The following is a 17799-nucleotide window of genomic DNA, read 5'->3' as shown; positions in this document are numbered from 1 at the left end:
GTGTATATTTAGTTTACTTCTTTTTTTAGACTTATTTGTTGTTCAAATGTGACAACTTTTTTATATTTAACTTGGTATAAAATGTAACAAATAATCATAAATGGAATACCGCAATAAAGAGCAATTCTCTGATCTGGGATGAAAGCTAAACTAACAAATGTAATGAAATTGAGTGAGAATGCTAAGATTGGAACGATTGGATAAAGCGGTGTGCGATATTTTAAATCGTTAATGTCTCCGCCGTTTTTTAAGAAGTTTCTACGGAAGAAAAACTGTGAAGCTGCGATTGACATCCACACTACGACAGCGGCCATAGCTGCAATAGATGTTAAAACTAAAAAGACAGTATCTGCTGCAAATATACTTGTTAATAGAGACAAACTTGCAAAGATTAGACTGAAAATTAATGCGTTTAGTGGCACACCTTTTTTCGTTAACTTCGTAAAAGCTGGACTTGCCATTCCTTGTTTTGCCATCGCCCAAAGCATACGAGAATTTGCGTATAGACCAGAGTTGGCTACGGATAATACTGCTGTAATAATAACAAAGTTCATAATGTCAGCTGCATATGGAACACTAGCCACATCAAATACAAGTACAAATGGGCTTTCGACTAGATTAGCCTCTTGCCATGGGAGTAAACCTACAACAACTGATATTGCTAGGACGAAGAAGAAGAGAGTTCGCCAAATGGTATTTTTAATCGCTTTTGGAATTGTTTTTTCAGGGTTTTCACTTTCTCCTGAGGCAATCCCGATTAATTCTGTTCCTTGGAAGGAGTAATTTACTGTAATCATCGTAAGAAGAACAGCTAATGCACCGTTTGGAAATAATCCGCCATTTTCAGTGAAATTGTGAAGCATTGGCGCTGGTTTTCCGTTAAAGTCTAGTAGACCGAACATAACTGCACCACCGAGTACGATGAAAACAACAATGGTTGCGACTTTTACACTTGCGAACCAAAATTCTGCTTCTGCATATGCTTTTGCTGATAATGCGTTTACAAGAAAGAGTGCTGCTGCAAATGTAACACACCAAATCCACGAAGAAACGTCTGGAAACCAGCGTTTCATTAAAATACTTACAGTTGTTAACTCTACCCCAACTGTAACAGCCCAATTTAACCAATACATCCAACCGACAACAAATCCAAAACCAGGTGAAATAAATTTGCTTGCATAGCTTTGGAATGAACCTGCTTCTGGCATAGCAACTGATAATTCACCAAGACATAACATCGTTAAATACATAACAAATCCACCGACTAAAAATGCAAGAATAGCCCCACCCGGACCGGCGTTATGGACGATTTGGCCAGATCCCATAAATAGGCCAGTTCCAATAACACCACCAAGTGCAATCATAAATAGGTGTCTACTTTTCATTGTTCGTTTTAAATCTGTTTGTTCTACTTGTTGATTCATATACCCCTCACCCCGTTATTTTCTGTATGTATGAACTGATTTTCATTCCGAGTTTTTAATCATTAGTGGGGGATATGATACATACTCGGTTTATTTACTATGAAATGAATGGAGTATGTAAAAAGCGAACTATGACTAAATACTCTAAGAATGTTTTTGTTAACAAAGTGATATCTTCACTATGTTAATTATTTCGATTTTAGCAAAAATATTCAGAAAAGTATATCGTTTTTTCTTTTTATTAAAAATAATTAGAATTTTTTAATGATTAAAGTGTGAACAATAATTCACAGAATCTTTCTAGCAAACTAGTAAGAAGAAAGGTACAATGATAAGAGGTATGTCTGTCAAATAATAATTAATGGAGTTTTGTTTAAAATGAAAAAGTTAAAATATCTTTTTGTTTTTGGAATTATATTTGCTGCCGCGTTTTTTATAGGGAAAGATAAAATTATGCAAAAGGCGCAAGTGTTCCGTTTAGAGTTTCTATCTGAAATGAAAGAAGCGACTATGATTGAAAATGTTCCGTTTATAAAACAGTTGCCAGAATTACCTCGTGGATGTGAAGTTACAAGTTTGGCTATGTTGCTGCAATACAAAGGTATACAAGTAGATAAGATGCAACTTGCTAGCGAGATTCATCGTGTTCCATTTGAGCAAAATGGTTTACGTGGAAATCCTTATGAGGGGTTCGTTGGAAATATTTATACGAAGGCAGAGCCAGGATATGGTGTATATAATCAACCTATTTTTAATTTAGCAGAAAAATATATTCCTGGAAAAGTAGTGAATTTAACAGGTAGAGACGTGCAAGATATGTATAAAGTAGTTAGTTCTGGGTCGCCAGTATGGGTCATTATTAATACAACGTTTAAACCACTAGCTGAGAGTAGTTTTGAAACATGGAATACAAGCTCTGGCGAAGTGAAAATTACATATTATGAACATAGCGTAGTAATAGTTGGGTATGATCAAAACTTTATATATGTAAATGATCCACTTAAAAATAATCCACGTTTTGCTGTTCCGCGAGCAGAGTTTGAGAAAGCTTGGGAGCAAATGGGGAAACAAGCAATTACTATTTTATAATACTGAAAAGTCATCTTTTTGATGGCTTTTTATTTTTTAAGTCAATATAATAGAAAATTCAGAAGATTCTTTTAAAAGAGGGCAATTCACGTTATAATAACATTTAACTTAGTGAAGAAGGGATGAAGAGAAATGGATGTCGCAAAGGAACTTGTTTTATTAAAGAATCAGTTGATTGAGTGGAGAAGGCATTTTCATAAGTATCCAGAGTTATCTTTTCAAGAAGAAAAAACATCACAGTTTGTATTCGATATACTTCGGAAAATCCAGCATTTAGAAGTGTCAAAACCTACTAAATATAGTGTAATGGCAAGGTTAATTGGTAAACAGCCTGGTAAAACTATCGCGGTTCGTGCTGACATGGATGCTCTTCCTATTCACGAAGAAAATGAGTTTGATTTTATTTCTACATATCCAGGTGTGATGCATGCATGTGGCCATGATGGACATATTGCGATATTACTTGGGGTTGTACATAAGTTGGTAGAGGAAAGAGAGAAGGTTAAAGGGGAGATTCGCTTTCTTTTCCAACATGCAGAAGAAAACTTTCCTGGCGGTGCAGAGGAAATGGTTGCAGCGGGTGTAATGGAAGGTGTGGATTATATTATTGGTGCTCACCTTTGGGCATCGTTACAGGTTGGTAAAATAGGTGTAATTTATGGTCCTGCAATGGCTGCCCCAGATGTTTTTAAAATTACAATAGAAGGAAAAGGTGGACATGCTGGAATCCCTCATGAAACGGTTGATAGTATTGCAATTGGTACACAAGTTGTTGCGCAACTTCAGCAAATTGTATCTCGCCTCACAGATCCGTTAGATTCCCTTGTAGTATCTGTTACGCAATTTCACGCGGGAACAACCCATAATGTGATTCCTGAACAAGCGGAGATTGAAGGGACAGTACGGAGTTTAAGACATGAGTTGCGAGAAGTAACAGAGAAAAGGATTGAACGGATTGTGAAGCATGTGACGGAAGCTTACGGGGCGAAATATACGTTTTCTTATGAATATGGATATCGACCGGTAGTAAATGATTATGAAGTTACAGAGGTTATTGAACAAACAGCATTACAGCTTTATGGAAGGGAACAAGTTACTCGTTTACAGCCGACGATGGCTGGGGAAGATTTTTCAGCGTTTTTACAAAAGGCGCCAGGGACATTCTTTTTTATCGGAGCGGGAAATAAAGAGAAAGGAATTATATTTCCTCACCATCACCCTCGTTTTACGATTGATGAAGATGCATTACCGATTGGCGTGGAAGTCTTTGTATCATCCATTATGAATTTTATAAGTAAAGGAGAATGAGATGAAGAAAATACACGTATTAGCGCTTATTCCAGTTTTTTGTTTAGTTGTTGGCCCCGTATTTGCTAATTCAGTTACTCCTTACGTATTAGGGATGCCATTTTTATTATTTTGGGTATTATTATCGGTGCTCATTACGTCTCTTTGTATGGGACTTGTGTACGTATTTGATCCTGCTAATAAGGGGGATGTGAAATGACCGCATTACTTATCATTATATTATTTTTGTTTCTCGCACTATTTTTAGGAATTCGGGCACAACACGGAAAAGATATGAATTTAGAGCAATGGTCAGTTGGTGGAAGAGGGTTTGGCACTATTTTTGTTTTTCTTCTGATGGCAGGTGAAATTTATACGACTTTCACATTTTTAGGCGGAAGTGGATGGGCGTATAGTAAAGGAGCGCCTACTTTCTATATTTTAGGTTATGGGGCATTAGCTTATATTTTATCTTACTTTTTATTGCCGCCAGTTTGGAAGTATGCGAAAGAGCATAATCTTGTTTCACAGCCAGATTTTTTTGTGAAAAAATACAAGAGTCAGACACTTGGCATAATCGTTTCTATCATTGGGGTTATTTCGATAATCCCCTACCTTGTATTACAGTTAAAAGGGTTGGGGATTATCGTTTCGGAAGCATCTTACGGAAGGGTATCACCGGTTATTGCAGTTTGGATTGGTGCAATTGTCATAACGATATATGTAATGGTTTCAGGTATACACGGTTCTGCTTGGACGGCCGCTTTGAAGGATATTATGATTCTGTTTATCGTTATGTTTTTAGGTATATATTTACCGTACCATTATTACGGAGGATTTCAGCCGATGTTTGAAGCAGTAGAAGCAGCGAAACCAGGATTTTTATCTTTACCTGATGAAGGAATGAGTATTTCTTGGTTTGTTTCTACTATTGTATTAACAGCTCTCGGTTTCTATATGTGGCCCCATACATTCGCTTCTGCTTTTTCTGCAAAAAATGAAAAAGTATTTCGTAAAAATGCAGCAATTATGCCACTGTATTCTTTAGTATTACTTTTCGTATTCTTTGCAGGCTTTGCAGCTATCTTGCAAGTTCCTGGATTAAAGGGAGGGGATGTAGACCTTTCGTTATTCCGTCTGGCTCTTCAAACTTTTGATCCGTGGTTTATTGGGATTATTGGTAGTGCTGGGGTTTTAACCGCATTAGTTCCAGGTTCTATGCTTGTCATGGCCGCTTCTACATTATTAGCAAAAAATATTTACCGAACAATGGTCCCATCTGCTTCAGACAGACAAGTTGCTAAAGTGGCGAAGTTATTTGTTCCTGTAGTAACTCTTGTAGCTGTTTTGTTCACTTTTAAAGGTGGAGAAACAATAGGAGCACTTCTTTTAATGGGATATAGCATAGTGACACAACTTTTCCCTGCACTTGTATGTAGTTTGTTTCCGCGGCAAGTTATTACGAAGCAAGGGGCAATTGCAGGCATGGGGATTGGATTGTTAGTGGTTGCATATATTACTTTATCTGGTTCAACTATAGCTACGATGTTTCCAGGGTTCCCTCAATATATAAAAGATTTAAATGTAGGTATAGTTGCATTGTTAATGAATATGATTGTGATGTTTATCGTTAGTGGGTTCACGAAAAATGTGTCTATAAAGACAGACAATATAATAGTAGAAAAGTAATCCGTGTGCTAGAGCTATCTTTGAAAAGAGATAGCTCTTTTTTGTATATATTTTCTTCTATTAGCGGAATCTAACTAAAAACTTGTTGAAAAGGAAGTTAGGTGGGGGAATTGTTAGAGTTAAAAGGTAACTTATTTGAAGTTATGAAAGAAATTAGGGACGAGTTAGGTTCGCCTAATGATTTAACAATTAGGGAGGTTGCTCTTGCTGGTAGTTTTACACGCTGTGCTGTTATTTTTTTATGTGGGCTAACAGATAAGGATAATGTTTATAAATATGTAGTTCGTACACTTCAATATGAAGAAGTACAAAAAGAAGCAGATGTTGTTCAAACATTATTGGATCGTTTGATTTCTATTGCGGAAGTCGGTAAGAAGACAACATTTCCGGATATAATAAATGCGATTTTAGCAGGAGATACGGTTATATTAATTGATAATATTCAAACTGCTATCGTGATTAATAGTAGAGCTTGGGAAAAAAGAAGTTTAGAACCGCCGGTAACAGAAGATTTAATACGTGGACCGAGGGTTGGATTAAATGAAGATATTAATGTGAATAAAATGTTAATTCGCCGTGGTTTACGTGATCCGAATTTACGGTTTCAATCTTATATTATGGGGAAGCGATCGCAGAAAGAAGTAACCCTAGTATATATAGAAGATATTATTAACCCTTATATTGTGAAAGAGCTGGATCGGCGTCTTCAATCCATAGTGACAGATGTCGTTTTTGAGACGGGTACGATTGAGCAATTAATTCAAGATAATAATTTGTCACCGTTTCCGCAGTTTTTGAATACAGAAAGGCCTGATAATATTGTGGCCTCGTTAGCGAAAGGAAAGGCAGCTATTTTGGTGGACGGATCACCGTTTGCCCTTATAGCTCCGCTAGTATTTGTTGATATTTTTCAATCTGTAGAGGATCATTACGAGCGCTGGGTGATTGGGACGTTATTGAGGATTTTGCGAATGGTCTCTGGTATTATGGCGGTTTTATTACCAGCGACGTATGTAGCGCTAGTTTCATACCACCAAGGGCTTATTCCATCTAAACTAGCTTATTCTATTGCGGGAGCGAGAGAAGGGGTACCGTTTCCTGCATATATAGAAACGTTAATGATGGCATTAACGATGGAGTTAATACGAGAAGCGGGAATTAGGTTGCCAAAACCGATGGGGCAAACAATTGGGATTGTAGGTGGTCTTGTAATTGGAGAAGCTGCGGTGAACGCAGGGATTGTAAATCCGTTTTTAGTAATTATTATTGCAGTTACTGCAATTGCTACATTTTCACTTCCTGTATATAGCATAACAATTACGTTTCGAATTTTACTTTTTGTCTTTGTATTAGCAGCGACTGCTTTTGGGTTGTACGGAATCATTTTAGCTCTTATTGCACTTGCGATTCATATTACGAATTTAAAGAGTGTTGGGGTGCCATATACAACGCCTATTGCTCCTGCATTTTATAAAGATTGGGAAGAAGAAATGATCCGCTTGCCAAAATCAATGTTGAAAGAAAGACCAGAGTACTTACAAACGAAAGATTCTACAATACGTCCAAAGGAGCGAGAGTAATTGAAACCATTTGAATATGGGGATGAAGAAATTGGATCTCGGGAACTTGGTTTTGCGGTATCGTCAACAATTATCGGTATAGGTGCATTATCTATGCCGCGAGATATTGCTACGCAAACTTTATTTTCAGACGGTTGGATTATTTTGCTTCTGGGTGGATTGATATGTGCAGTTTTAGGTTGGTTTGTAACGAGGGTAGCTATTTTATTCCCGAAACAAAACTTTGTTCAATATACGAGTGCGCATTTAACAAAGCCTGTTGCATACACAATTAGTAGCGTTTTAGTATTAACGTTTGCTGCTTTGACAGCATATGAGTCACGAATGATTGCAATTATTTCACAAACGTATTTGTTTAGTGATACACCAGTGCAACTATTGTCTTTCTTTTTCCTATTAGTTGTTATTTATGGAATAGCAGGATCGAGAGCAGCTTTAGTAAGGCTAAACGTTTTGTTTTTACCTATAGTTTTAATTGCGATAGTGCTGCTTTCTTTATTGAATATAAATTTAATGGAGATAAATAATTTACTACCAGCTTTTCAAACGGACGTCAGTCAATATGCTGTAGGAGTTAAAAACTCTATTTTCACATTTATCGGATTTGAGGTAGCTCTGTTTTATGCTGTGATGTTGAACGATAAGTCAGTGAAAAAGGCACCGATGGCAGTTGCAAAAGCGGTGATGGTAAACGTGTTGTCATACATTTTAATTTATGTAACTTGTATTAGTGTTTTTACTTATATGACAACCCGTGGATTGACGTATCCAACAATTGAATTAGGGAAAGAAATTGAAATTGGAGGAGGGTTTTTAGAAAGATTTGATGCAATTTTTTTCACTACTTGGATTATTACTATTTATAACACGACAGCAATGTATTATGACGTCGCATCTTTATTGTTTTGTGCTATGTTTCCGAAAGTGAAGAAACATATTTTTATTTTCGTAAGTGCCCCGATTATTTTTATGCTGAATATGATACCTAGTAGTTTGAAGGACTTGTCAAATTACGGAACTTATTTAGCTTGGATAGATATGGGCTTTGTCGTGTTAGCGCCTTTGCTCGTTTTTATTGTATATAAAATAAAAAGAAGGAATGGTAGAAATGAAACACCTTCTTAAAATCATAATGCTTATAGTTTTAGTTGGATCTATAAGTGGGTGCTCTGAGTTAGAAGAAATAGAAGAAAGAGGATTTGTAGTAGGTGCAGCCTATGATATTGTGAAAAAAAAGAGAGCGAATCCAATTATGAAAGGGACGTATCAGATGGTACTCCCCAGTAAATTGTCGCAACAAGGTGGACAAGGTGGTGGAGATAGCGAAAATTATATTAATGTGAGTGCGAAGGCAGATAGTGTCTTTGAGCAAATACGAATTATTGCCAAAAAAATTAGTCGCTCACTATTCTTTCCGCACATACAAGTGATCATTTTCTCTAAAGATTTATTGTCGAATCCATATGTTTTACAAAATACGTTAGATGTATATATTCGTGATCATGAGATGAGAAGAAATATACGTTTGTTCGTTTCTAAGAAAAATGCAGAAGCTATTTTGAAGCAGAGTGCTAAACCTGAAAATTTACCGGCGCAGTATATTGATATGTTAGCTGAACATCCTCCGAAAAATGCTCAAATGATTGAGGCTGCAAGAATTGGTGAAGTTCAGGAAAAGATGATTTCCAACCGAAGCTTCGTATTACCTATTCTTGAATTAACAAAGCAAGGGGTACAAATGAACGGGGCAGCGTTGTTTCGCGGGAAGGATAATAAGTGTGTAGGTAGTTTGAATGGAGAAGAAACATTTGGAATAAATTATATAATAGGTAAGAAAATTGGAGGATTCTTTACCATTCGTAAAAAAGACCAGCTTATTACATATGAAATTCATAAAATGCGTCGAAAGATTAAAGTATCTACAGAAAATGCTACAAAACCGAAGTTCGATATTCACTTGTTTTTGGAAGGAACATTGGCTGAGTTGCATTTTAGTGATCATAAACAAATTATGAACGAAAAGCGATTAAAGAAAAACATCACGGAGGAAATGGAGAAGCGCATTCAAAAATCGATTAAGCTTGTTCAAAAAAAATATAAGGTAGATGTATTAGAGTTAGGGGAAATATATAAGCGGCATAATTATAAAGAATGGAAGAAGATAGATAAGAATTGGGATCAAGGTGAAAATTACTTTAGTAATGCTGAGATTACTGTTCATGTTCATCCGACAATTGAGCATTCAGGTTCAGCTTTACCAAAAAGAGTAAAGTAAGGTGATGGAAGGTGTTTACTGGATTAGGAATTAGTTGCACAATATTAATGGCAATTCTTCCGGGGGCCATATACTACATACATAAAAAAATCACAACGTATGGAGCACAACCTTGGAATACTGATATACAAAAAAAGAAACCTGAATAAATTCAGGTTTCTTTCGTGCAAAGCAAATATGAAGGGGGATACCTTCTATGTATGCTTTGCTTTTATACAAGCCCTAACCAATGTACCAATTGTGTAGAGAGGAATGTCACAACAATAGCGATAACGGTAGGGATTGCAAACGATAAGAATGTCCATTTGGCACTTTTTGTTTCTTTATATATGTTAACCAGTGTTGTTCCACATGGGAAATGAAGAAGTGAGAACAACATTGTGTTTAACGCTGTTAACCAAGTCCAACCATTTTCTAAGAATAGATTTTTAATTTGATTAAAATCATCTATTTCAGTTAAAGCTCCAGTTGATAAATAAGACATTAATAAAATCGGGATAACAATTTCATTAGCTGGTAGTCCAAGAATGAACGCAGCTAGAATAAACCCGTCAAGTCCTAACATTTTAGCAAATGGATCTAGGAAGTTTACAAAATACATAAGTAAGCTTGTGTCACCGATGAAAATGTTAGCAAGTAACCAAGTTAATGCAGCCGCAGGGGCAGCTACAACGACAGCTCGTTTTAAAACATAAATAGATTTATCGAGTGTTGCACGTACAATTGTATTCCAAACTTTTGGCTTACGGTACGGTGGTAACTCAAGAGTGTAGTGAGTTGGCACACCTTTTAAAGCTGTTTTTGATAGTACCCAAGAAACAGTTAATGTCATAATAACACCAATTACAACCATCCCAACTACAACGCCAGCAGTAACTAATGTTTGCATACTACCCGTATAACCAGCAGCCATAAATAATGAAGCCATTAAAATTAACATAGGCCAGCGACCGTTACAAGGAACAAAGTTGTTTGTTAAGATTGCAAGCATACGTTCACGTGGTGATTCAATAATACGTGTTGACATAATAGCAGCTGCATTACAACCAAAGCCCATTGCCATTGTTAAAGATTGTTTGCCATGTGCACCGGAGCGTTTGAATAAGCGGTCCATATTAAATGCAACACGTGGCAAGTATCCGTAGTTTTCTAATAGTGCGAACATAGGGAAAAAGATTGCCATAGGTGGTAACATAACGCTAATAACAGCACCGATACCACGGAATAAACCAAGGATTAAAATGCCATGTAACCATTCAGGTGAATGTGCTGCCTGGAACCAAGATGTTAAATATCCTTCGGCCCATCCGAAGAATTCAGCAATCATATCAGACGGTACGTTAGCGCCTGCAATTGTAAGATAAAAAATAATAGATAAAATACCGAGCATAATTGGGAATCCCCAGATGGGAGATGTGAAAATTTTATCTAGTTTTTCAGAACGATACAATTTATCAGTATTTGTATATTGAACAGACTCTTTACATATGCTTGCAGATGTTCGATAAATATCTCCGACAATATCATCTCGTATATCTTCTTTTGAGAGTGCTTGTGCATGTTGAATAATATAGTCTAATGGAAGAGCCTTACTGGCTGAGTGAGATTCCATTCATTACGACCTCCCTTACAAGTGGTTCATTATGGTGTTTTTGAAGTGTAGTTAAGAAATTTTTATCCCCATCTAATATACGTAACGCAATCCAACGTGCTGGATACGTATCACCGAACACTTTATAAATTTGTGGTTCTAATTCTTGAATCATACTTTCAATTTTTTCACTGTAAGAAACCTTAATTGGTGTTGGAATTAGTTTTTTATTTGCTACTTTAGCGATAACGCTTAGCAAATGCCCAATACCTACTCGGTTACGAGCGGAAATCTTAACTACAGGTACACCGAGCGATTTTGCTAATTTCTTTTCATCAATAACGATGCCCTTTTTCTCCGCTTCATCAATTAAATTAATACAAATGACTACGTTGTTCGTCATTTCCATCACTTGGAGTGCTAAATTTAAATTTCTTTCCATTGCAGTTGCATCTATAACAACGACAGTTACTTCTGGTTTTTCAAATATAATATAATCTCTTGCTACTTCTTCATCCGCAGAATTTGAATATAGTGAGTAAGTTCCAGGTAAATCTATTAATGTATATTTACTTCCGTTATGTTCGTATTCCCCTTCAGCTTTTAAAACAGTTTTTCCCGTCCAGTTTCCAGTATGTTGTTTTAAGCCTGTTAAAGTATTAAATAATGTACTTTTCCCCGTGTTCGGGTTGCCAGCTAAAGCAATGCGATGTTTGCTCATCTGAAATCATCTCCTATTGATACCCCGAAAATAAGGGAACTTTCTTCCTTACGTAATGCAATAGTTGTATTGCTTACTTGATAAGCGACCGGATCTCCAAGTGGACTGCGTTGTAATACTTTAATCGTTGCCCCAGGGATAAATCCTAAATCTAATAAACGTCGTTTCATAGTTCCTTCTAATTGTATCTTCTCAATCTGTACAAACTCTCCTGTCTTAAATTCAGAAAGTGGTTTTGTATTAGCCGATACCATAAAAGTTACCTCATCTCTATATTGTTAGTTTAAGTTTAAAAAGTTTCCTTAGGTAAACTTTTTGTTAGTAATATAGTAGACTACATTGGATGATGCTGTCAATTAGTACTTTAAAAATATTCATTTATTTTTAGAATTGTTCCAATTTATTTAGTTGTACTAAAAAATATTACTGAAATTCTGTTGAATGTAAATGAAGTAAGAGTGTAAAAGTTAAAAAATATAATGGATTTGTAAATGTATTTTTAAGTAAAAGGGGAAAAGAGTAAAAAACATTTACATTGAATTTACATTGTTAAGAATAAATTTACATTACTGCTTAATTAGTGTGGATTTTGTTGGGTTCTTTAACTATAAATGTTGGGATTCCTAGCTTTTAAAGATTATTATCGTCATTTACTTAAAATTAAAGATTGCTTAACACTCACATAATATTGTTGTCCTACAATGAATTTGTGTTCGAAAGAAAATGAATTCGAAAAGTGATAATCCAAATGGGGGTACAAGACATGGTTATGAAAAAAGGTATTAAATTTTCTTTAGCGGCTTTAGTGGTGGCAGGAGCGTTAGTTGGATGTGGGAAAGCAGATGATACAGCTAGTAAAGAAACTGCTAAAGGAAGCGATAATACAAAACAAGAATTATCAGGTACGATTGCAGCGGCTGGTTCTACAGCTCTTCTACCTCTTGCGGAGGAAGCTGGAAAGAAATTCATGGAAAAAAATTCGAAAGTTTCTATTCAAGTTCAAGGTGGCGGTAGTGGAACTGGGATTAACCAAGTAGCATCGGGTGCAGTACAAATTGGTAATTCAGATGTTCCATCAGGAGATAAAATAAAAGATGCTGAAAAAGCGAAAGAATTAGTAGATAACAAGGTTGCGGGTATTGCATTCGCACTTGTCGTAAATAAAGATGTAAAAGTTGATAACTTAACAGTACAACAAGTACAAGATATCTTCACTGGAAAAGTAACAAACTGGAAAGAGGTAGGCGGGAAAGATGAAAAAATCAACGTAATTAACCGTCCAGCTTCATCTGGTACACGTGCTACATTTGAAAAGACAGTTATGAAAGACGCGAAAATTAATGATGGAACTGGTACTACACAAGATTCTAACGGTGCAGTAGAGCAAGCAATCAATTCTACGCCAGGATCAGTAAGTTATTTGGCAATGTCTTACATGGTTGGCGATAAAAAAGGTGCACTACAAACAGTGAAAATTGATGGTTCTGAACCGAAAGTTGAAAATATTTCGTCTGGTAAATATCCATTCTGGTCTTACGAGTACATGGTAACAAAAGGTGAGGCAAAAGAAGCAACGAAAGCTTACATTGACTATGTAAAAGGTAAAGACTTTGAAAAGCAAGTAGAAGATATGGGCTACATTCCAATGTCTAAATTAAATAAGTAATAAAATTTTATGGGGCTGGCTGCAAGGCCAGTCCTGTTCATTTCAATCTATGAAGTGGGGTCTGACCTGTGATGAAGGGGAAAAAACAAATTAATTACGTAAAAAGTGAATATATAGGAAGATCGCTTGTTACGTTTTGTGGTATTTTTATTGTTTTAATTACATTAGCTATTATTGCGTTTATTTGCGGTAAAGGTATTCAATCTTTTACACAAAGCGGTATCTCATTTACTGAGATGTTAACATCGACAAAGTGGAATCCGAATGCTGACGAAGGAACCTTTGGGGCTTTGATTTTCATTGTAGGTTCAACAGTAGTTTCGTTAGGTGCGGTTATTATTAGTGCACCAATTGCTATAGCTCTTGCTATATTCATGAATTTAATTTCGCCGAAGTTTGGGAATAAAGTATTGAAGCCTGTTTTAGAATTATTAGTTGGTATTCCTTCGGTTGTATACGGATTATTAGGGGTTACGATTTTAGTGCCGCTATTACGTGATTCATTCGGGGGAGTGGGCTTTAGTTTAATTGCGGGTATTGTTGTATTAAGTATTATGATTTTACCTACTATTGCTAGTATCGCTTCTGATGCAATACGCTCTGTTCCATTTGATTATTTAGAAGCTTCTTACGGTCTAGGATCAACGAAATGGCAAGCGGTTAGCCGAGTGATTGTTCCTGCTGCGAAAAAAGGGATTTTAACAGGTATTGTTTTAGGTTTAGCGCGTGCTTTTGGTGAAGCATTAGCGGTTCAAATGGTAATCGGGAACACAATTAAATTACCAGAAGGAATATATAGTCCGACAGCAACGTTAACTGGTATTTTGACAATGGACATGACAAATACATTGAACGGAACTGCTTGGAACAATGCGCTATGGACTTTAGCGATGATTTTACTTGTTATTTCATTCCTGTTTATTTTAGTAATTCGAGCGATTGGGCAAAGAGGTGAGCGATAATAATGAATGCAAGAACGGTAAATAAAATTTGGACAGGTATCTTTTACGCAGTTGCCGCTTTAGTTGTAGCTCTGCTAGTATTCTTAGTGTTTGAAATTTTGCAAAAGGGATGGGGATTTTGGGATCCTAATTTCTTGTTTGGAGAACCAAGTAATACAAGAGCTGGTGGTGGGATTGGTCCACAGTTATTCAATTCCTTCTACATGCTTGTTATAACGCTTGTTATATCTATTCCTCTTGGGTTAGGTGCTGGAATATATTTAGCAGAGTACGCAAAACAAGGGCGTTTTTTAAATTTTGTTCGATTATGTATTGAGACAATGGCGTCTTTACCTTCTATTGTTGTTGGTTTATTCGGTTTGTTAGTGTTCGTTACAATGACAGGCTGGGGATACACGGTAATGGGTGGTGCTCTTGCTTTAACTATTTTAAACTTACCAGGTTTAACACGTGTTTGTGAAAATGCGATTTCAGAAGTGCCTCATAATGTAAAAGAGGCAAGTCTTGGATTAGGTGCAACGAAGTGGCAAACAATTGCTCGTATTATTATTCCGTCGTCATTACCGCAAATTATTACAGGTATTATTTTAGCGGCGGGTCGTATATTTGGTGAAGCGGCAGCGTTGATTTACACAGCGGGTTTAACATCCCCGATTTTAAATTCAGCAGCGGACTTCTCAAGTCCTGCGCATCCTTTAAATCCATTTAGACCAGCTGAAACGTTAGCGGTTCACATTTGGAAGTTAAATTCTGAAGGAGTTATTCCGGATGCAAAGTTGATTGCGACAAAATCTGCAGCTGTATTAATTATTATGGTATTACTATTCAACGTTGTTTCACGCTTAGTAGCATCTGTATTGCACAAACGTTTTACAGGAACGAAAAGAAAAAGTAAAACGACGAAGAAAGTAAAAGCGGCATAAATGATAAAGAGGAACTCCCAATTTATAAGTAGGGAGTTCTTTTTGTATTTTAATATAGAAGGAATGGATGTAAGGGTTGTTGAATTTGTAATTGATTATATAGATGAATAGGTGCGGATGAGAGGGGAAGTTAATTTGTTTTTTCTACAAATGTCAGGATTTCCAGGATCGGGAAAATCCACAGTTTCTAAGTATATAGGGAAGTTAACAGGTGCTGTAATTGTAGATCATGACGTTTTGAAATCAGCATTGTTACAATCATTAGAAATGAAAGGGATTGAATCGACGATTGTTGGAGGAGTATCATACGATATTGAATGGGTATTGATTGATTCTTATTTAGAACAAGGGCATAGTGTGATATTGGATAGTCCATGTTTATATGAAGGGATGGTTGAAAAGGGAATGAAACTGTCTGATAAACATGGTGTAAAATATAAATATATCGAATGTTACCTTAATGATATGGAAGAGATTAATAATAGGCTGCAAATACGTAAGCGTATGGTCAGTCAGATTGGACGAGTAGATTCGGAAGTAGCTTTTAAAAAATGGTTAGATGGTAGTGAAAGACCTTTAAATAGTGAATATCTTATTGTGGATTCTAGTGAACCTCTAGAGCGGTATGTGGAAAAAATGATGGATTATATGAGTAGATAGAGAAAAAGCGTTATCTTCATTCATGAAGATAACGCTTTTTCTTTTAAATATCAGGTGTTTCTGTGGAAGTGCTTATTTTTCTACGAGAGCGTCTTTTTCTCCCGATTTTATCTAATAATTCATACATAACTGGAACGACTACTAATGTAAGAACGGTTGAGACCGCTAAACCACCGATAACAACGACTGCCAAACTTTTTGATACCATGCTTCCTGCTTGTGATTGACCAAATAGGAGAGGAAGCATCGCGACGATCGTTGTTATAGCCGTCATAATAATTGGGCGTAATCTAGTGGAACCCGCTTCTAGTAAGGCATCTCTTGTTTCCATACCGTGTTCCCGATTTTGTTGCACTCTTTCTATTAATACAATAGCGTTTGTAACGACAATCCCGATTAACATTAATGCTCCGATTAAGGAATTTACATCAACAGGTGTTCCTGAAATGATTAACCCTAAAATACCGCCAACAGCAGCTAATGGCAGGGAGAACAAAATTGCAAAAGGGGCGCGCGCCTGTCCGAAGGTGATAACCATAATTAAATATACAATCCCGATTGCAATCCCCATAATTTTGAATAGGTCTGTAAAGTTCTCTTGCATAGATTCGGTTGCACCTGCAATGGTTACTTTTGCGCCGCTAGGTAAGTCTAAGTTAGCTATCGTTTTGTTTACTTCTGCGCTTACTTTACTTAAATCTTCATTTGAGGCCTCGGCAGTAATTTGAATCGTTTCTTTTCCATCTTTATGGAAGACTTCTGTTTGAAGTTGCTTTTCTGAAATAGTTGCAATGTCTTTTAAAGGGATTGGTCCATTGATAGGTGATAGTATGTTTGTGTTTAAAATGTCTGCTTGTTTAGCAATGTTTTCTTTTTTGTGTTCTATTAGCATAGTTGTTTTTTCATTATTGATTGAAACTTCACCAATAGGTGATTTCTTCATAAGGAATGCTACTTGTTGTGCTGCTAATTCTGGTGTTAATCCTAGTTGTTCGGCCTTTGTTTGATCAACATGGATTTGCCATTCTTTCTTAGAGTCTTCTAAATTTGTTTTTACTTTAGAAAGGGCAGCCATATCTTTTAGTTTTGTTTCGACGATAGTAGCAGCCGCTTTTAAATTCGTTTCGTTAGTAGCTGTTACGTTAAATTGTAAATTGTTGCCGCCACCAGAGCTTGAATAACTCGTTTTTATATAATCTAGTTCAGCAGGCTCGAAAGCTTTATGTTCTTTCTTTAACTCTTTAATATATTGATCAATATCAGAGCCTTTCTTGAAGACTACAAATATACTGGCAAGATTATTTTTTGTCGTTTGCCCCCATTGTGCATCTTCTGCGCTAGATCCAATTCGTAAAATAACATCCGTTACATCCGAATTAGAAAGTAATTTCTTTTCGAAATCGAAGGCTTTTTGTTTTTGTGTTTCAGGAGCGTAATCAGCTGGGAAGGTCATATTAATAGATAACATTGTGTCGTCTTCAGATTTTATGTTCGCTTTCGGTAGTAATATATAGGCTGCAATCGATCCTGCGAATAATAAAAAGGCGGTAATTAGAATAATGAATTTATGCGAAAGAGCCCACTTTAATGTAGCGACATATCGTGGTGAAGAACTTGGCTTTTTGTGTTTTGTTTTTTTGAGTAGTAAAAAAGCCATAAGTGGAACAACTGTTAGTGCAACGATTAAGGATGATAGTATAGAATATACAACTGCTAATACCATAGGTAACATTAATTTTCCGATTACTCCTGATACGAGGCCGATAGGTAAGAAAACAGCGACCGTTGTTAAAGTAGAAGAAGTAATTGCAACGGAGACCTCTTTCGTTGCATCGAGAATAATATTTTTAGAGAAAGATTCTTTTTGTAAACGACGGAAAATGTTCTCGATGACAACGATACTATCATCAACGAGACGTCCAACTGCAACCG

16 protein-coding genes (1 of these 16 running past the window's edge) are annotated in these 17799 nt (G+C 36.2%); 11 read left to right on the top strand and 5 right to left on the bottom strand.

Annotated features, from left to right (window positions below):
- Positions 1-8 precede the first annotated feature (8 nt).
- A complete protein-coding gene (locus tag AABL52_RS23530; RefSeq protein WP_341518542.1) occupies positions 9-1424 on the bottom strand; it encodes an amino acid permease in 1416 nt (471 codons plus the stop codon).
- Between the two features lie 378 nt (positions 1425-1802).
- On the opposite strand from AABL52_RS23530, the gene AABL52_RS23525 reads away from it, so the two are divergent.
- The 7 genes from AABL52_RS23525 to AABL52_RS23495 all read left to right on the top strand — a co-directional run bounded on the left by AABL52_RS23525 (position 1803) and on the right by AABL52_RS23495 (position 9344).
- Positions 1803-2513, top strand: coding sequence for a C39 family peptidase (locus AABL52_RS23525; RefSeq protein ID WP_341518541.1), 711 nt, complete (start codon positions 1803-1805; stop codon positions 2511-2513).
- A 132-nt stretch (positions 2514-2645) separates the two neighbouring features.
- Complete coding sequence (locus AABL52_RS23520; protein ID WP_341518540.1) at positions 2646-3821, top strand: amidohydrolase; 1176 nt, start codon at positions 2646-2648, stop codon at positions 3819-3821.
- A gap of 1 nt (position 3822) precedes the next feature.
- Complete coding sequence (locus AABL52_RS23515; RefSeq protein WP_000719861.1) at positions 3823-4020, top strand: DUF3311 domain-containing protein; 198 nt, start codon at positions 3823-3825, stop codon at positions 4018-4020.
- Positions 4017-5489, top strand: a complete 1473-nt coding sequence (locus tag AABL52_RS23510) for a sodium:solute symporter family protein (protein WP_098586375.1) — start codon at positions 4017-4019, stop codon at positions 5487-5489. Before AABL52_RS23515 ends, AABL52_RS23510 begins: the two co-directional genes overlap by 4 nt.
- Positions 5490-5590: 101 nt before the next feature.
- A complete protein-coding gene (gerLA, locus tag AABL52_RS23505) occupies positions 5591-7069 on the top strand; it encodes a spore germination protein GerLA (RefSeq protein WP_341518539.1) in 1479 nt (492 codons plus the stop codon).
- Complete coding sequence (gene gerLB, locus AABL52_RS23500; protein ID WP_341518538.1) at positions 7070-8194, top strand: spore germination protein GerLB; 1125 nt, start codon at positions 7070-7072, stop codon at positions 8192-8194.
- The gene (locus AABL52_RS23495) at positions 8178-9344 is read left to right on the top strand and encodes a Ger(x)C family spore germination protein (RefSeq protein WP_341518537.1); all 1167 of its coding nucleotides are present in this window, start codon (positions 8178-8180) and stop codon (positions 9342-9344) included. The genes gerLB and AABL52_RS23495 overlap by 17 nt, the downstream gene beginning before the upstream one ends.
- A gap of 211 nt (positions 9345-9555) precedes the next feature.
- Here the strand turns inward: AABL52_RS23495 and AABL52_RS23490 are convergent, their stop codons facing one another.
- The 3 genes from AABL52_RS23490 to AABL52_RS23480 are packed head-to-tail and all read right to left on the bottom strand — an operon-like array spanning position 9556 to position 11910.
- Positions 9556-10956: a nucleoside recognition domain-containing protein gene (locus AABL52_RS23490; protein WP_000443588.1), complete on the bottom strand. Its 1401-nt coding sequence runs from the start codon at positions 10954-10956 to the stop codon at positions 9556-9558.
- Positions 10934-11656, bottom strand: a complete 723-nt coding sequence (locus AABL52_RS23485; protein WP_000033846.1) for a FeoB small GTPase domain-containing protein — start codon at positions 11654-11656, stop codon at positions 10934-10936. The genes AABL52_RS23490 and AABL52_RS23485 overlap by 23 nt, the downstream gene beginning before the upstream one ends.
- Positions 11653-11910, bottom strand: a complete 258-nt coding sequence (locus AABL52_RS23480) for a FeoA family protein (RefSeq protein WP_000252990.1) — start codon at positions 11908-11910, stop codon at positions 11653-11655. Before AABL52_RS23480 ends, AABL52_RS23485 begins: the two co-directional genes overlap by 4 nt.
- Before the next feature lie 509 nt (positions 11911-12419).
- Here AABL52_RS23480 and AABL52_RS23475 point away from each other — a divergent pair.
- The 4 genes from AABL52_RS23475 (at position 12420) to AABL52_RS23460 (ending at position 15867) form a co-directional block, all read left to right on the top strand.
- Positions 12420-13322, top strand: a complete 903-nt coding sequence (locus tag AABL52_RS23475; RefSeq protein WP_000245096.1) for a phosphate ABC transporter substrate-binding protein PstS family protein — start codon at positions 12420-12422, stop codon at positions 13320-13322.
- Positions 13323-13393: 71 nt separating this feature from the next.
- Positions 13394-14284, top strand: a complete 891-nt coding sequence (gene pstC, locus AABL52_RS23470; RefSeq protein WP_000676674.1) for a phosphate ABC transporter permease subunit PstC — start codon at positions 13394-13396, stop codon at positions 14282-14284.
- 2 nt (positions 14285-14286) lie between these two features.
- Complete coding sequence (gene pstA / locus AABL52_RS23465) at positions 14287-15207, top strand: phosphate ABC transporter permease PstA (RefSeq protein ID WP_000994130.1); 921 nt, start codon at positions 14287-14289, stop codon at positions 15205-15207.
- A gap of 135 nt (positions 15208-15342) precedes the next feature.
- Positions 15343-15867: an AAA family ATPase gene (locus AABL52_RS23460; protein WP_341518536.1), complete on the top strand. Its 525-nt coding sequence runs from the start codon at positions 15343-15345 to the stop codon at positions 15865-15867.
- Between the two features lie 43 nt (positions 15868-15910).
- Here the strand turns inward: AABL52_RS23460 and AABL52_RS23455 are convergent, their stop codons facing one another.
- Positions 15911-17799: the 3' portion of an efflux RND transporter permease subunit gene (locus tag AABL52_RS23455; protein ID WP_341518535.1), read on the bottom strand. It continues 1156 nt past the right edge of the window; the window shows 1889 of its 3045 coding nt (coding positions 1157-3045); its start codon lies off the right edge, out of view; it ends in the stop codon at positions 15911-15913.

Origin of the sequence: Bacillus paramobilis, assembly GCF_038096195.1 — a bacterium.
In the GTDB taxonomy this organism is placed as follows: domain Bacteria; phylum Bacillota; class Bacilli; order Bacillales; family Bacillaceae_G; genus Bacillus_A; species Bacillus_A mobilis.
This window is presented reverse-complemented; position numbering and strand designations above follow the sequence as displayed.

Excerpts from the sequence above, each read along its gene's own strand:
- AABL52_RS23530 (WP_341518542.1), bottom strand. The coding sequence starts at position 1,424 with ATGAATCAACAAGTAGAACAAACAGATTTAAAACGAACAATGAAAAGT.
- AABL52_RS23525 (WP_341518541.1), top strand. The coding sequence starts at position 1,803 with ATGAAAAAGTTAAAATATCTTTTTGTTTTTGGAATTATATTTGCTGCC.
- AABL52_RS23520 (WP_341518540.1), top strand. The coding sequence starts at position 2,646 with ATGGATGTCGCAAAGGAACTTGTTTTATTAAAGAATCAGTTGATTGAG.
- AABL52_RS23515 (WP_000719861.1), top strand. The coding sequence starts at position 3,823 with ATGAAGAAAATACACGTATTAGCGCTTATTCCAGTTTTTTGTTTAGTT.
- AABL52_RS23510 (WP_098586375.1), top strand. The coding sequence starts at position 4,017 with ATGACCGCATTACTTATCATTATATTATTTTTGTTTCTCGCACTATTT.
- AABL52_RS23495 (WP_341518537.1), top strand. The coding sequence starts at position 8,178 with ATGAAACACCTTCTTAAAATCATAATGCTTATAGTTTTAGTTGGATCT.
- AABL52_RS23490 (WP_000443588.1), bottom strand. The coding sequence starts at position 10,956 with ATGGAATCTCACTCAGCCAGTAAGGCTCTTCCATTAGACTATATTATT.
- AABL52_RS23485 (WP_000033846.1), bottom strand. The coding sequence starts at position 11,656 with ATGAGCAAACATCGCATTGCTTTAGCTGGCAACCCGAACACGGGGAAA.
- AABL52_RS23480 (WP_000252990.1), bottom strand. The coding sequence starts at position 11,910 with ATGGTATCGGCTAATACAAAACCACTTTCTGAATTTAAGACAGGAGAG.
- AABL52_RS23475 (WP_000245096.1), top strand. The coding sequence starts at position 12,420 with ATGGTTATGAAAAAAGGTATTAAATTTTCTTTAGCGGCTTTAGTGGTG.
- pstC (WP_000676674.1), top strand. The coding sequence starts at position 13,394 with ATGAAGGGGAAAAAACAAATTAATTACGTAAAAAGTGAATATATAGGA.
- pstA (WP_000994130.1), top strand. The coding sequence starts at position 14,287 with ATGAATGCAAGAACGGTAAATAAAATTTGGACAGGTATCTTTTACGCA.